10 protein-coding genes are annotated in these 14,333 nt (G+C 73.9%); 3 read left to right on the top strand and 7 right to left on the bottom strand.

Features of this window, described 5'->3' with window-relative positions; genetic code table 11:
• Positions 1-18: 18 nt before the first annotated feature.
• The 5 genes from ACSNN9_RS24295 to dxr all read right to left on the bottom strand — a co-directional run bounded on the left by ACSNN9_RS24295 (position 19) and on the right by dxr (position 8,354).
• Complete coding sequence (locus ACSNN9_RS24295) at positions 19-3,612, bottom strand: ATP-binding cassette domain-containing protein (RefSeq protein ID WP_436675545.1); 3,594 nt, start codon at positions 3,610-3,612, stop codon at positions 19-21.
• Between the two features lie 152 nt (positions 3,613-3,764).
• Positions 3,765-4,604, bottom strand: coding sequence for a GNAT family N-acetyltransferase (locus tag ACSNN9_RS24290; protein ID WP_436675543.1), 840 nt, complete (start codon positions 4,602-4,604; stop codon positions 3,765-3,767).
• Between the two features lie 103 nt (positions 4,605-4,707).
• Positions 4,708-5,880, bottom strand: coding sequence for a flavodoxin-dependent (E)-4-hydroxy-3-methylbut-2-enyl-diphosphate synthase (gene ispG / locus ACSNN9_RS24285; RefSeq protein ID WP_357872068.1), 1,173 nt, complete (start codon positions 5,878-5,880; stop codon positions 4,708-4,710).
• A gap of 9 nt (positions 5,881-5,889) precedes the next feature.
• Entirely contained in the window at positions 5,890-7,140 is a 1,251-nt protein-coding gene (locus ACSNN9_RS24280; RefSeq protein WP_436675542.1) for a M50 family metallopeptidase, read from the bottom strand.
• A complete protein-coding gene (gene dxr, locus ACSNN9_RS24275) occupies positions 7,140-8,354 on the bottom strand; it encodes a 1-deoxy-D-xylulose-5-phosphate reductoisomerase (RefSeq protein ID WP_436675541.1) in 1,215 nt (404 codons plus the stop codon). The genes ACSNN9_RS24280 and dxr overlap by 1 nt, the downstream gene beginning before the upstream one ends.
• Positions 8,355-8,546: 192 nt before the next feature.
• Here dxr and ACSNN9_RS24270 point away from each other — a divergent pair, with 192 nt between their 5' ends.
• On the top strand, positions 8,547-9,863 hold the full coding sequence (locus ACSNN9_RS24270; protein WP_436675540.1) for a family 43 glycosylhydrolase: 1,317 nt from the start codon (positions 8,547-8,549) through the stop codon (positions 9,861-9,863).
• Positions 9,864-9,891: 28 nt separating this feature from the next.
• Here ACSNN9_RS24270 and ACSNN9_RS24265 read toward each other — a convergent pair whose 3' ends face one another.
• Entirely contained in the window at positions 9,892-10,443 is a 552-nt protein-coding gene (locus tag ACSNN9_RS24265) for a GNAT family N-acetyltransferase (protein WP_436675539.1), read from the bottom strand.
• Positions 10,444-10,494: 51 nt separating this feature from the next.
• On the opposite strand from ACSNN9_RS24265, the gene ACSNN9_RS24260 reads away from it, so the two are divergent.
• Positions 10,495-11,367 (top strand): YhjD/YihY/BrkB family envelope integrity protein, encoded by an 873-nt coding sequence (locus ACSNN9_RS24260; RefSeq protein WP_436675538.1) that lies wholly within the window; start codon positions 10,495-10,497, stop codon positions 11,365-11,367.
• Here ACSNN9_RS24260 and ACSNN9_RS24255 read toward each other — a convergent pair.
• On the bottom strand, positions 11,271-13,469 hold the full coding sequence (locus ACSNN9_RS24255; protein ID WP_436675537.1) for an MMPL family transporter: 2,199 nt from the start codon (positions 13,467-13,469) through the stop codon (positions 11,271-11,273). The two genes, ACSNN9_RS24260 and ACSNN9_RS24255, sit on opposite strands and share 97 nt — an antisense overlap.
• 104 nt (positions 13,470-13,573) lie before the next feature.
• Here ACSNN9_RS24255 and ACSNN9_RS24250 point away from each other — a divergent pair.
• Positions 13,574-14,333: TetR/AcrR family transcriptional regulator (locus tag ACSNN9_RS24250; protein WP_436675536.1), on the top strand; the 760-nt coding region annotated here is incomplete at its 3' end.

The raw sequence follows: 14,333 nt of genomic DNA, 5'->3' as shown, positions 1-14,333 counted from the left end.
CCGGGGGGTGGGGTCGGGTCAGCCGGCCAGGTGGGACCAGTGGGGTTCCAGGTCGCGCCAGGGTCCCTGGGCGGCGACCGTGCCGGAGCGGAGGACCACGACGTGGTCGGCCCGGACCAGGGCGGCGCGCTTCGAGGTCGAGCCCACCACGGTCACCCCGTGCTCGCGCAGCGCCTGCCACAACGCCAGCTCGGTGGTGACGTCCAGCGCCGAGGACACGTCGTCGGCCACCAGCAGCTCGGTACGCGGGGCGAGCGCCCGGGCCAGCGCGAGGCGCTGCAACTGCCCGCCCGAGAGCCGGGTGCCCTTGTGTCCGATCAGCAGCCCGAGCCCGCCCCCGGCCGCCGCCAGGTCGTGGTCGAGCTGGGCGGTCGACACCGCCGCCGCGGCGTCCACCCGGTGGCCGAGGGTGATGTTGTCCGCCACCGTGCCGGAGAGCACCCGGGGCAGCTGGCCGACGTAGCCCACCTGGTGAGGGCGCAGGAACAGCTCCGGTTCGGTGACGGGATCGCCGTTCCAGGTCAGCCGGCCGGTGTGCGGCGCGATGCCGGCGAGTGCCCGCAGCAGCGACGACTTGCCCGAGCCGACCGGGCCGACGACCAGCACCAGTTGACCGCGTTCCACCGTCAGGTCGACGTCGCGTACGGCCACCGTCCCGTCGGTGTGCCGGACGCCGAAGCCGGTCAGCTCCAGCCGGCGCAGCGGATGCCGGGGCGGCACGACGGGTGCCGGGGCGACGCCCGCGCGGAGGTCCACGTCCGGCACCGGTGCCGAGTACGCCTCCACGCCGGTCATCGCCACCGTCCGCCGGGTCCACACCCGCGCCGACGGGATCTGCGAGATCAGCGACGCCGTCGTCCAGGCGAACCAGCGGGCGGCGGCCAGGGTGGCGACCGCGACCAGCGTGGCGCCGGCCGACAGGTGCCCGGCCAGGAACAGCGCCCACGCGCCGATCGGCAGCAGGCCGCTGACGAGCGACGGGGTCGACCGGGACCAGACCTGCACCGAGATCTCCCGGCGTTGCCGGTCGCTGCGGACCACGTCGAGGTCGGCCAGGTGGGCCAGCACCGGGCGGGTGGCCCCGGCGAGTTTGACCGTACGGGCGGCCGACAGCGAGGAGACCAGCGCGGTGGCGAACGCGGCCCGCGCCGCGACGGTGGCCCGCGCGGAACGTTCCAGGTTGGGGCCGAACAGCGTCGCGGCGAGCCCGGAGACCAGCATCGTGCCGGCGAAGAAGAGCCCCGGCACCACGCTGCCGGTGACGGCGGTCATCGCGACCAGGAGCAGGAGCGAGATCCCCTGGTCCATCAGGTTGTCGGCGAGCTGCACCACCCGCTCGGTGTCGCCGCCCTGGGCCACCACCTCGGCCGGCGTGTGCCCGCTGACCCGGCGGGGCCCGGTCTGGCCGTGCACCAGGCGCAGGCTGATCCGCAGCATCTGCCGGACCCACCACTGCGGGAACCACCGGCCGGTGAGGTACGGCACGGGCAGGGTCACCAGCAGGCCGGCGACGATCCCCAGCGCCGGCTTCCACGGGTCACCGACGCCGTCGACCAGGTCGGCCCAGAGCCAGGGCAGCACCGGCCCGTCCAGCCCGAGGATCACGAGCAGCAGGAAGAACGAGAGCGAGGCCAGCCCGTACCGCGCGTCGTTGACGCACAGCCGCAGGATCTCCCGCAGCCCCCGCAGCCCTCGCGGGGACGTCGGGGCCGACTCCCCGGGGTCGCCGGATCCGCCCCCGCCCGCCCGGCCCTCGGCCGACCCGGCCGGCGGCGCGACCGAAGCCTCCGGCGCGGACACGGCCGGCGCGACCGAAGCCCCCGTCGAAGGCGGGACGGCCGGCGGGGCGGCCTCGGCCGGGACGGTGGGCGGCCACGGGTCCGAGGGGCCGGTCAGCAGGTCCAGCCCGCCGGACCGGCCCCCCGGCGCCGCGTGGGCGTACGCGGTGGCGTGGCTGGTGGCGAGCAGCTGGGCGAAGCGTTCCGAGGAGTGCAGCGGCCCGGCCTCGACCACCGCGCCGTCGGCCATCACCACCACCTCGTCGCAGCGGCGCACCGAGGAGAGCCGGTGGGCGATGACGACGCCGATCCGGTCGCGCAGCAGCCGCTCGGTGGCCCGCTGCACCCGTGCCTCGGTCACCGGGTCGAGGCGGGCGGTGGCCTCGTCGAGGATCACCACGTGCGGGTCGCGCACCAGGATCCGGGCGAAGGCGACCAGCTGCTCCTGGCCCGCCGAGAGCACGTGCCCGCCGTCGCCCAGCCGGGTGTCCAGGCCGTCGGGCAGCTCGGCGATCCAGCCGTCCAGCCCCAGCTCGCGCAGCGCCCTGGCGGCGGCGTCGAGCAGGTCCGGATCGAACAGCGCGACGTTCTCGGCGAGGGTCCCGGCGAGGATCTCGGTGCGCTGGGGCACCACGGCGATCCACCGGCGCAGCGCCTCCACGTCGAGGTCGCACACGTCGTCGCCGGCCAGGAAGACCGTGCCGGGCGGCACGTCGACGGCCCGGGTCAGCACCTTGGCCAGGGTTGACTTGCCGGAGCCGGTCCGGCCGACCAGGGCGTAAGACCGGCCCCGGGTGAAGGTCAGGTCGACGTCGCGCAGCGCGGGGCCGCGCCCGTCGTCGGCACCCGCGTAGCGGAAGGTGAGGCCCCGCACCACCAGGTCCCCCTCGGCCGGGGCGGCCCCGCCCACGGGCTCCTGCGGGGAGTTCGCCAGCAGTTGCACCCGGCCCCACGCGCCGAGGGCGTACTGGAGTTCGGGGACCATCCGGCTGACGTGCTCGACGGTCATGCCGAATCCGATGGCGAGCAGCCAGACCGCGGTGAGCCGGGCGCCGTCGACCCGGCCGGTGACCAGCGCCCACGCGCCGCCGAGCACCACGGCTGCGATCCCCACCCGGATGGCGCCGGCGGCCACGGTGGTGACCTCGGCGGACATCCGCCACACCCGCACCCCACGGCGGAGCACCTCGGCGGCCCGGCGGGCGTAGAGGCGCAGCACGTACGGCCGGGCCAGGCTGGTGCGCACGTCGTCCTGGCCGTGGATGGCCTCCTCCATCACCGCGGCGAGGTCGGACCAGGCCTCCTCCTCGGCCATCCGGGCCGGGCCGATCCGCGCGGTGGGCTTGCGCAGCCCGGCGGCCAGCAGCGCGGAGAGCAGCAGCATCCCGACGCCGGCCGGCCACCACACCGCGAGGGCGACGACGGTCGACAACACGCCCGCCGCCAGCCCCTGGACGATCCGCACGCCCTGGTTGCGCAGCGCGGCAGCGACCTGGTAGACGTCGCCGTCGATGCGGTCGAGCAGTTCGCCGACCGGGGTGGTCTCCAGGGTCGGCAGGTCCTGCCCGAGCGCGACCCGGCACAGCCGGCGCCGCACGTCGGCGGACCAGTCGGCGGTCAGCCCGGCCATCAGCAAACTCACCGCGAGGTCGGTCAGGACGGCGGCGACCAGCGCCACGGCGAGCAGCGCGAAGAACCCGGTGGCGCGGTGCACCAGCACCGGGCCGGCCAGCGCGGCGGCGGCGGCCTGGCCACCTGCGCCGAGCACGATCAGGCAGGTCACGATCGCCATTCGGCGGGGCGAGGTGGCCCACAGGTCCCGGAGCAGACGCATGACGGAGTCCCTTCCGAAGACCGGGGCGGAGCATCCAGCCTGGCCGGTGGAGCCGGCCCGCTCAACGCATTTACCGCTCGTTCACCTGGTCCGATGCCGGCGACGAGGGCCATGCCGGCCGGCGGCCGGTGCGCACGCCGGGGGCCGGCGGGTCAGAAGAGCACGGTGGCGAGCGTGCCGACCGGGCGGAAGCCGCAGCGCTCGTAGACGCGGCGGGCCGGCAGGTTGAAGTCGTTGACGTAGAGGCTGACGGTCGGGGCGACCCGCAGCAGCGTGTCGCGCACCACGGCCGCCATCGCCGCCGACGCGATGCCCCGGCCCCGCCAGTCGGGGGCCACCCAGACGCCCTGCACCTGGGCGGTCCGCCGGGTCACCACCGCCAGCTCGGCCTTGAAGACCACCTGACCGTCGACGAACCTGGCGTACGCCCGCCCGGTCCGGACCAGGTCGGTGACCCGCCGCCGGTAGCCGCGCCCGCCGTCGTCGGCGAGCGGCGACACGCCCACCTCCTCGGTGTACATCGCCACCGCCGCCGGGAAGAGCCGGTCGATCTCGCTGGCGCGCACCCGCCGCACCTCCGGGTCCGCCCGCAGCGCCGGCAGCGCGTCGGTCGCCAGCAGGGGCTGGTTGGGGCGTACGTCCCGGGCCGGCCCCCAGACGGCGGAGAGCCGGTCCCAGAGGCCGAGCACCGCATCGGCCCGGCCCACGATCGACGAGCAGAGCCGCTCCTCGCCGGCGAGCAGGTCGGCGTAGGCGGCGACGGCCGGCTCGGTGGCGAGCACGGGGGTGACGTTGCCGCCGAGCCAGCAGATCGACTCCAGGTTGCGGCGGCTGCCGTAGCCCAGCACCCGCCCCTCGGCGCGCCACCAGGCCAGGCCGCGCGCGGTGATCCGCTCGGCGACCTGCGCGCCCGCGAACGGGTCGAGGTCGAGCAGCCGCTCGACCGCGCGGCGCTCCGACTCCCCCAGTTGCCGTACCGGCACCGTCAGCACGGATACCAGCCTGCCAGATGCGCCCCGTGCCGCGCCGGTCGAGTGACGAGTGGGACTACGACACCGTTGCCGGTCGGGGCACGGGGCGCGACGGCGCGACGGGTCAGTGCACGGTCACGGTGGCGCCCGGGAGCAGGCCGCGCAGCTCCTCGGGCAGCTCGGCGCCCATCTCGTCGGCGATGCGCAGCGCCTCCTCGATCAGCGTCTCCACGATCTGCGCCTCGGGCACGGTCTTGACCACCTTGCCCTTGACGAAGATCTGGCCCTTGCCGTTGCCGGAGGCGACCCCGAGGTCGGCCTCGCGGGCCTCGCCCGGGCCGTTCACGACGCAGCCCATCACCGCGACCCGCAGCGGCACCGGCAGCCCCTCCAGGCCGGCGGTGACCTCCTCGGCGAGCTTGTAGACGTCGACCTGGGCGCGACCGCAGGACGGGCAGGAGACGATCTCCAGGCCCCGCTCGCGCAGCCCGAGCGACTCCAGGATCTGGTTGCCGACCTTGATCTCCTCCACCGGCGGCGCCGACAGGGAGACCCGGATCGTGTCACCGATCCCCTCGGCCAGCAGCGCGCCGAAGGCCACCGCCGACTTGATGGTGCCCTGGAAGGCCGGGCCGGCCTCGGTGACGCCCAGGTGCAGCGGGTAGTCGCACTTCTCGGCGAGCTGACGGTAGGCCCGGATCATCACCACCGGGTCGTTGTGCTTGACCGAGATCTTGATGTCGCGGAAGCCGTGCTCCTCGAACAGCGAGCACTCCCACAGCGCCGACTCGACCAGCGCCTCGGCGGTGGCCTTGCCGTACTTGGCGAGCAGCCGCTTGTCCAGCGAGCCGGCGTTGACGCCGATCCGGATCGGCACGCCCGCGTCGCCGGCCGCCTTGGCGATCTCCTTGACCTTGTCGTCGAACTGGCGGATGTTGCCCGGGTTCACCCGGACCGCCGCGCAGCCGGCGTCGATGGCGGCGAAGACGTACTTCGGCTGGAAGTGGATGTCGGCGATCACCGGGATCTGCGACTTCTTCGCGATCGCCGGCAGCGCCTCCACGTCGTCCTGGCTGGGCACCGCGACCCGGACGATCTGGCAGCCGGACGCGGTCAGCTCGGCGATCTGCTGGAGCGTGGCGTTGACGTCGGAGGTGAGGGTGGTGGTCATCGACTGCACCGACACCGGCGCGCCCCCACCGACCGGGACCGAGCCGACCATGATCTGGCGGCTGAGCCGACGCGGGGCGAGCGGCGGGGGCGGCACGGCGGGGATACCGAGACTGACAGCGGTCACTTCAGGCACTCACCTTGAGAAGAGCGTGATCGGGTTGACGACGTCCGCGGTGATGGTCAGCAGCGTGAACACGCCACCGATCAGGATCACCGCGTACGTGAAGGGCATGAGCTTGAGGTAGTCCACGCGGCCGGGGTCGGTGCGGCCGATCCGGGCGTAGAGCCAGGAGCGGGCCCGCTCGAACCAGGCGATGGCGATGTGCCCGCCGTCGAGCGGCAGCAGCGGCAGCAGGTTGAACACGCCGATGAAGAAGTTCAGCGAGACGAAGAGCATGAAGAACAGCAGCCAGGCGTCGTTCTCCACCGCCTCGCCGCCGAGCCGGCTGGCGCCGACCACGCTGATCGGGGTGTCGATGTCCCGTTCGCCGCCGGTGATCGCCGTCCAGAGGGCCGGGACCTTCTGCGGGATGCGCTTCATCGCCTCGAAGGTGTTGACGGCCATGTCGCCGGTGAAGTCGGCGGTCGCGCCGAACGCGCCGACCGGCCCGTACGTCACCCGGGTCGGGGTGCTGGGGACGAGGCCGACGCCGAGCGCGGCGACCGGGGCGACCTGGCCCTTCGGGTCGTCGAGCGGGGGCCGCTGGGTCTGCGCGAGCACCGTGCTGGCCGTGGCCGGCTGGCCGTCGCGGACGTACGCGATCTGCGCCGTGTCGCCCGGCTTGAGGGTGCGCAGGGTGGTGAGCAACTGCCCGTAGTCGTTGATCGGCGTGCCGTTGATCGCGGTGATCCGGTCGCCGTCGCGCAGCTGCGCCTGGGCGGCGGGGCTGGCCGGGTCGGCGGTGGTGCACTCGCGCAGCGTGTTCTCCGGGACCACGCACTTCGACAGCTGGATGACCGCCGGCTCCTTGCGGATCTCGGCCTCGGTGCTCGGGAACTTCGGGTTGGGCAGACCCGCGGTGACCGCGATGATCCAGAGGGCCACCAGGGCGAGGGCGAAGTGGGTGGCCGACCCCGCCGACATCACGATCGTCCGCTTCCACACCGGGAACCGCCACATGGCGCGCGGCTCGTCGGCCGGGTCGACGTCGTCGTCCTGGGGGGTCATCCCGACGATCTTGCAGAAGCCGCCGAGCGGGATGCCCTTGATGCCGTACTCGGTCTCGCCCCGCTTGAACGACCAGAGCGTGGGGCCGAAGCCGACGAAGTAGCGGGTGACCTTCATGCCGAAGGCCTTGGCGGTGAGCATGTGCCCCGCCTCGTGCAGGCTCACCGAGATGAGGATCGCGAGGGCGAAGAGCACCACCCCGAGCAGGTACGCCATCAAGCTCCTTCCACCGAACCCGCGATGATGATCTCCTGCGCATGCGCGCGCGCCCACGACTCCGCCGCGAGCACGTCCTCGACGGTACCCGGTTCGTCGAAATCGGGAGCGTCCTCCACCACCCGCCGGAGGGTGTCGACGATGCCGAGGAAGGGCAACCGGCCGGCCACGAACGCGGCCACGCACTCCTCGTTCGCCGCGTTGTAGATCGCCGGGCGGCAACGCCCGGCCTCGCCGGCGGCCTTGGCCAGTGCGACCGCCGGGAACGCCTCGTCGTCCAGCGGCGCGAACTCCCAGGTGTGGGCCTTCGTCCAGTCGACGGCGGCGGCGGCGTCGCCGACCCGGTCGGGCCAGCCGAGGCCCAGCGCGATCGGTAGCCGCATGTCCGGCGGGCTGGCCTGGGCGAGGGTGGACCCGTCCACGAACTCGACCATCGAGTGGATCACCGACTGCGGGTGCACCATCACGGCGATGTCGGCGTACGGCACGTCGAACAGCTCGTGCGCCTCGATCACCTCCAGCGCCTTGTTGACCATCGTGGCCGAGTTGATCGTGACGACCGGTCCCATGTTCCAGGTCGGGTGGGCGAGCGCCTGCTCCGGCGTGACCCGCGTCAACTCGTCGCGGTGCCGGCCCCGGAACGGGCCGCCGCTGGCGGTGACGACCAGCCGCCGCACCTCGCCCCGGGCGCCGCCGCGCAGGCACTGCGCCAGCGCCGAGTGCTCCGAGTCGACGGGGACGATCTGCTCCGGCCGCGTCACGGCGGCCTTCACGAGGGAGCCGCCGGCGACGAGGGACTCCTTGTTGGCCAGCGCGAGCGTACGCCCGGCGCGCAGCGCGGCCAGGGTCGGCGCGAGCCCGAGCGAGCCGACCACGCCGTTGAGCACGACGTCACAGGGCCACTGCGCCAGCTCGGTCATGGCGTCCGGGCCGGCCACGATCTTGGGAAGCTTGAAGTCGCCGGTGGCCCAGCCGCGCCGGCTCGCCTCGGCGTAGAAGGCGAGCTGGAGGTCCTGCGCGGCGGAGGCCTTCGCCACGCCGACCGCGTCGACGCGCAGTTCGAGGGCCTGGGCAGCGAGCAGTTCGACGTTGCCGCCACCGGCGCCGAGCGCGACGACCCGGAACCGGTCCGGGTTGCGCCGCACGATGTCGACGGCCTGTGTGCCGACCGAACCGGTGGAGCCGAGCAGGACGAGTTCCCGGGGCGAAGTCACCGGGCCATTCTTCCCCACCACCGCTGTGCCCCCGCTGGGAGCCTCAGCCCTCCGCGTCGGCCTGCCCCTCCGGCGCCTCGGCACCCTCCCGGGCGCCCCCGCACCGTCCTCTGGCGCCTCCACACCTTCCTCGGCAGCCGCCTCGCCCGCAGCTTTCTTTCCGAGCATCGATCGACGTGGTTGAATTCCGTCATGCGAAGAGGTCTCGTCTGGCTGGCGGCCCTGCTGGTCGCCGCCCCACTGCTCGTCAGTCCGGGCGTGGCCCAGGCTGCCACCGCCGCACCGTCGCTGGTCATCGCCAGCGACTTCCCCGACCCCGACGTCGTCAAGTTCGGCGGCACCTACTACGCGTACTCGACGAACAACGGCCACGGCAACGTCCCGGTCGCCACGGCCAGCTCGCTGACCGGAGCGTGGACCAGGCGGCCCGACGCGATGCCGACCCTCGGCGCCTGGGCCAACGGAGGGCTGACCTGGGCCCCCGACGTGTCCCAGCGGGCCGACGGGCGCTACCTGCTCTACTACACCGCCCGCAGCCGGGCCACCGGCCGGCAGTGCCTGGGCGCCGCGCTGGCCACGTCCCCGCTCGGCCCGTTCACCTCCGTCGGCACCCAGCCGCTGGTCTGCAACGCCGGCGAGGGCGGCGACATCGACGCGGCGAGCTTCACCGACAGCACCGGCCTGCGTTACCTGCTCTACAAGGACGACGGCAACGCCATCGGCCAGCCGACGAGCCTCTGGCTGCAACAGGTCGCGGCCGACGGGGTGACCCTCCAGGGCGCCCGGGTGGAGCTGCTGCGCAGCGGACGCGCCGAGGAGGGCGGCATCATCGAGGCGCCGGTGCTGACCAGGGTCGGCGCGCAGTACGTGCTCTTCTACTCGCTCGGCGGCTACGGCGGCGACGGCTACCAGACCAGCTACGCCACGTCGACCTCGCTGACCGGCCCCTACACCAAGGCGTACCGCTCGCTGATGACCACGGCGTCGCTGGACTCGGCCGTACGGGGGCCGGGCGGCGCGGACGTGGTGCGCGAGGCGGGCGGCGACCACATCGTGTTCCACGGCTGGATCAACAACTACTCCGCCCGGGGCATGTACGTGGCGGCGCTGGGCTGGGCCGGCGGGAACCCCGTGGTGCGGGGCAGCCGGGTGCGCTACGAGGCCGAGCGCGGTGGGCTCAACCGTTGCGCCGTGCGCGCCGCCCCGAACACGTCCCAGGGACAGGTGGTGGCGTACATCGACCACGCGGACAGCTGGGTCGAGGTCACCGTCTTCGCGCCCCGGGCCGGCGGGTACCGCGCCCACGTCGCCTACGCCGCCGGCTACGGCGACGCCCAGCACACGCTGACGGTCAACGGCGCGAACCCGAAGGTCGTCACCTACCCCGACACGGGCTGGGACGTCTGGCGGCAGGTGGGCGTCGACGTCACGCTCAACGCGGGCTTCAACACGCTCCGGTTCACCCACCTGAGCCGCTGGGCGGAACTCGACTTCGTCGAGGTCGCGTAGCCCGCGCCGGCAGCGCGTGGAGTGGGGTTCAGGCCCCGGCGGCGTCGGTCAGCACGAAGGTCTCCAGGGACTCGCCGCCGTACCAGTCCGAGCGGCGGCCCACGTGGGTCATGCCGAGCCGGCGGGCCACCGCCATGGACGCCTCGTTGCCGGGCGCCACGACGGCGTAGACCTCCCGGGTGCCGGCGGCCAGTTCGCGCGCCGCCGCCGCCCGGGCCGCCTCGGTGGCGTACCCGTGGCCCCACGAGTCGGGGTGCAGGTGCCAGCCCACCTCGATGTCCTCGGTCGGCACGCCCTCGTCCCGCCCGGGCAGCGGCTTGAGCAGCACCGTGCCGGCCACCACGCCCGTGTCGCGCACCTCGATCGCCCAGGTGCCGTACCGGCCGCCGTGCCCCGCGTGCCGCTCCCGCCACATCGCGAGGCGGTCGGCGGCCTGCGCCGGGTCGGTCAGCGGCAGGCCGGGCGCGCCCAGCCAGCGGGTGACCTCCGGCCGGGAGTAGATGTCGAAGAGCCGGGCCAGGTCGGCCGGCTCGTCGGTCCAGTCCCGCAGCACCAGGCGCTCGGTGGTGAGAACAGTCATGGCCGGTGATCGTAATGCGTGGCGGGGGACGGTACGGGGAATGAAGCCGCGATGGGCGGATGGCAACGGGCGAAGCGGGTCACCAGTGCGGCGTTCCGCCCGCTGCGAGGCCGGGACCTGTCCCTGCACGCCGCCGCCATCACCTTCTACGGGGCGATCGCCGTGGTGCCGGTGGCCCTGCTGGCGATCTGGCTGACCTCGCTGCTGGCGGGAGCCGAGCGGGTGCGCCGGCTCACCTCGTACGCCGTGGAGACCCTGCCGGACGCGATCGGCGCGCCCCACGCGGTGCAGGCGCTGGTCGAGGCCGGGGTGGGGCTGACCCCGCTGCTGGCGTTGGCGTCGCTGCTGCCGGCGTCGCTCTACGGCGAGGGGCTGCGCCGCGCGTTCGTGTCGGTCGCCGTGCCGCGCAGCGACGAGTCGCTGGTCGGCTGGCGGGGCCGGCTGCTGTTGCTCCCCCTGCTGGCGCCGGCCCCGGCCCTGCTGCTGTCGATCCTGCTCGCGCTGCCCACGACCACCGGGCTGGTCCGGCAGGGCGGCTGGACCGGCGCGCTGGGGGTGGTGCTGTCGTTCCTGGCGGTCTGGCTGGTGCTCACCCCGGTGCTGCTCTGGGTGTTCCGGGTGGTCGGCCCGGCGTCGCCGGACTGGCTCTCCGCGCTGGGCGTCGGGTCGTTCACGGCGGCCAACCTCTCCGGCTTCCTGCACGGCTTCGTGCTCTTCGCCTCGCTCCCGATCGACCTGGGGGTGCCGTTCGGGGGCTTCGACGAGATCGGCGCGGGGGTGGCGGTCCTGCTCTGGCTCTACCTCTTCCACGTGATCGTGCTGGCCGGCTACTCCGCCACCCTCGCCCTCTCCCGCTGGCGCAGCACCCGCTCCGGGGTCGCCGGCTCGCCCTCGTCGGACTCCTTGATGCCGAAGCGGCGGTAGACGCGGCCGAGCGGGCCGGGGGCCCACCAGTTCCAGCGACCGAGCAGCCGCATCGTGGCCGGCACCAGCAGCGCCCGGACCAGCGTCGCGTCCACCACGATCGCCACGATCATGCCGATCCCGATGAGCTTGATGTACGCCATCTCGCCCGTGGCGAAGCCGGCCACCACGATGATCAGCAGCAGCGCGGCGGCGGTGATGATCCGCCCGGTGCGCTGGAGCGCGGTGGCCACCGAGGCGGTGTTGTCGCCCGTACGGTCCCACTCCTCGCGCACCCGGGAGAGCAGGAACACCTCGTAGTCGGTCGCCAGCCCGAAGAGCACGGCGAGCATGAGGATCGGGTTGCTCGGTTCGATGAACCCGGTCGGGGTGAAGCCGAGCAGGTCCGCGAAGTGCCCGTCCTGGAAGATCCAGACCACCACGCCGAACGACGCGCCGATCGACACCAGGTTCATCAGCACGGCCTTGACCGGCAGCACCACCGAACCGAAGGCGAGGAAGAGCAGGACCAGGGTCGCGGCCGCCATCAGCAGGGCCATCCAGGGCAGCCGGTCGGCGAGGCCGTCGATCAGGTCGAGGTCGACGCCGGGCCGGCCGCCCACGAGCACCTCGGCGTCGGCCGGCGGGGGCAGGTCGCGCAGCGCCCGGACCACGTCGTGCGCCGCGTCGCCGGTCGGCTCGCCCGGATAGGTCACCGTCAGCAGCGTCGACGCGCCCCGGTTGGCCGCGACCTGCACCCCGGTCACGCCCGGCACGGCGGCCACCCGGTCGACGAAGGGCCGCACCTGCTCCGGGGACGCCCCGGAGACGAGCACGTCGATCGGCGCGATCGTGCCGCCGGGGAACTCCGCGGCGATCCGCTCGGAGACCACCCGCGGCTCGGCGCTCGCGGGCAGCACCCGGTCGTCGAACCCGCCGAACTCCATCCGCAGGATCGGCGTGGCCAGCAGCAGGAGCAGCACGGTCACCCCGACCAGGTAGCGCACCGGGCGGCGCATCACGCTGTGCGCGATCCGGGCCCAGGCGCCGCCGGTCTCCCCCGCCGCCGGCCGCTTCCCGCGTGCCCCACGCCGCCACGGCAGCGGTACGCGCAGGGCGTCGATCCGGTGGCCGAGCACCGCGAGCAGGGCCGGCAGCACGGTCAACGCCGCCAGCATGGCGACCAGCACGGCGGCCATCCCGCCGAGCGCCATCGAGCGCAGGAACGCCTGCGGGAAGATCAGCAGGCTGGACATGGCGAGCGCGATGGTGAGCCCGGAGACCAGCACGGTCCGCCCGGCCGTGGCCATGGTCCGCCGGATGGCGGCGGCGGTGCCGTGGCCGGCGGCCAGCTCCTCGCGGAACCGGCTCACCACGAAGAGGGCGTAGTCGACCGCCATGCCCAGGCCGATCAGGGTGATGACGTTGATCGCGAAGACCGACACGTCGGTGACCATGTTGACCAGCCGGACGGCGACGAACGCGCCGAGGATGGCGAGCCCGCCGATCAGCAGGGGCGTGGACGCGGCCACCAGCCCGCCGAAGATCAGCACGAGCAGCACGAGCAGCACCGGCATGGAGAGGAGTTCCGCGCGGGTGATGTCCTCGGTGGTCTGGGTGTTCGACTCGTGCAGGGCCGCCGTCGCGCCGCCGATCTCGGTCCGTACGCCGGGGGCCGCGAGGGCGGGCCGCAGCTCCTCGTACGCGGCGGCCTTGTCGTCCTTGTCGGCGGCCCGCAGCTGGACCAGCGCGTAGGTGGCCCGGCGGTCGGTGGAGAGCAGCACGGGGGCCTGGGTGTCGTACCAGGTGGTGACGCTGGTGATCTCCGGACGCTCGCGCAGCGCGGCGACGGTGGCCGCGACCGGGTCCCGGAAGGCGGGCTGGTCGACCGTCGGCCCGTCGCTGGACCAGAGCACCACGAGGTCGGCGCCCTGCGGCCCCAGCTCCCGGGTGATCCGCTCGGCGGCCCGGCTGGACTCGCTCGCCGGGTCGTCGAAGCCGCCGCCGGTCAGCTGCCCGAAGACCCCGACGCCCCAGGTGGAGCCGACCACGACGAGCACCAGGGCGGCGGCCAGCACCGCCCAGCGCAGTCGCACCACCATGTGTCCCCACCAGGCGAACATTCGCCTTCCCCCTCCGCCGACGGCTAGGCTGTGACCATCGCTCATTTGAGTGAACGCCGTTAACTATCGCAACGGCGGTCGATTCGGTCAAGGGAGTCAGCCGGATGGGCGCACCGAGCCGACGGGAACGCCTGCGCTCGGCGACAGTCGCCGAGATCAAGGACGGGGCACGGCGGCTGTTGGTGACGGGCGGCGTCGACGCCGTCTCGCTGCGGGCCATCGCCCGCGACATGGGCATGACCGCGCCCGCCATCTACCGCTACTTCCCCAGCCTGGAGGCGCTGGTCGCGGCGCTGGCCGGCGACCTCTACGACGAGCTGCGGCTGCTGCTGGAGGCGGCCCGGGACGAGGCCGGGGCCGATCCGGTCGACCAGCTGCTGACCATGTCCCGGGCGTTCCGCGCCTGGTCCGTGGCGCACCCCGCCGAGTTCGGGCTGATCTTCGGCGCCCCGGGCCCCGGGCGGAACGCCTTCGTCGACGGCTGCGTCGACCCGGACCATCCCGGCGCCCGCTTCGGCGCCGTCTTCATCCAGCCGATCCTCGACCTCTGGCGCCGGTCCCCCTTCCGCACCCCGCCCCCCGAGCTGCTCCGGCAGCGCCTGGGCGGGCGGCGACTGGAGCCGCTGCGGCTCAGCCACGGCGAGGTGCCGGTCGAGGTCGCGTACGCCTTCCTCTCCGGCTGGACCCGGCTCTACGGGCTGGTCGCCATGGAGGTCTTCCACCAGTTCGACTGGGCGGTCACCGAGGCCGAGGCGCTGTTCGAGCTGGAACTGGAGATGTTCACCGCCCAACTGCTGGCCGACCCGCCGACGGGCGAGGACCCGCCCCCGACGGGCGCGGACCCGCCCCCGACGGGCGCGGACC

Source organism: Micromonospora sp. URMC 107 (genome assembly GCF_051386315.1).
Taxonomy (GTDB): Bacteria; Actinomycetota; Actinomycetes; order Mycobacteriales; family Micromonosporaceae; genus Micromonospora.
This window is presented reverse-complemented; position numbering and strand designations above follow the sequence as displayed.

Bases quoted from the DNA above. Each gene is read 5' to 3' on its own strand.
- ACSNN9_RS24295 (WP_436675545.1), bottom strand. From the start codon at position 3,612: ATGCGTCTGCTCCGGGACCTGTGGGCCACCTCGCCCCGCCGAATGGCG.
- ACSNN9_RS24280 (WP_436675542.1), bottom strand. From the start codon at position 7,140: ATGGCGTACCTGCTCGGGGTGGTGCTCTTCGCCCTCGCGATCCTCATC.
- ACSNN9_RS24270 (WP_436675540.1), top strand. From the start codon at position 8,547: ATGCGAAGAGGTCTCGTCTGGCTGGCGGCCCTGCTGGTCGCCGCCCCA.
- ACSNN9_RS24265 (WP_436675539.1), bottom strand. From the start codon at position 10,443: ATGACTGTTCTCACCACCGAGCGCCTGGTGCTGCGGGACTGGACCGAC.
- ACSNN9_RS24260 (WP_436675538.1), top strand. From the start codon at position 10,495: ATGGGCGGATGGCAACGGGCGAAGCGGGTCACCAGTGCGGCGTTCCGC.
- ACSNN9_RS24255 (WP_436675537.1), bottom strand. From the start codon at position 13,469: ATGTTCGCCTGGTGGGGACACATGGTGGTGCGACTGCGCTGGGCGGTG.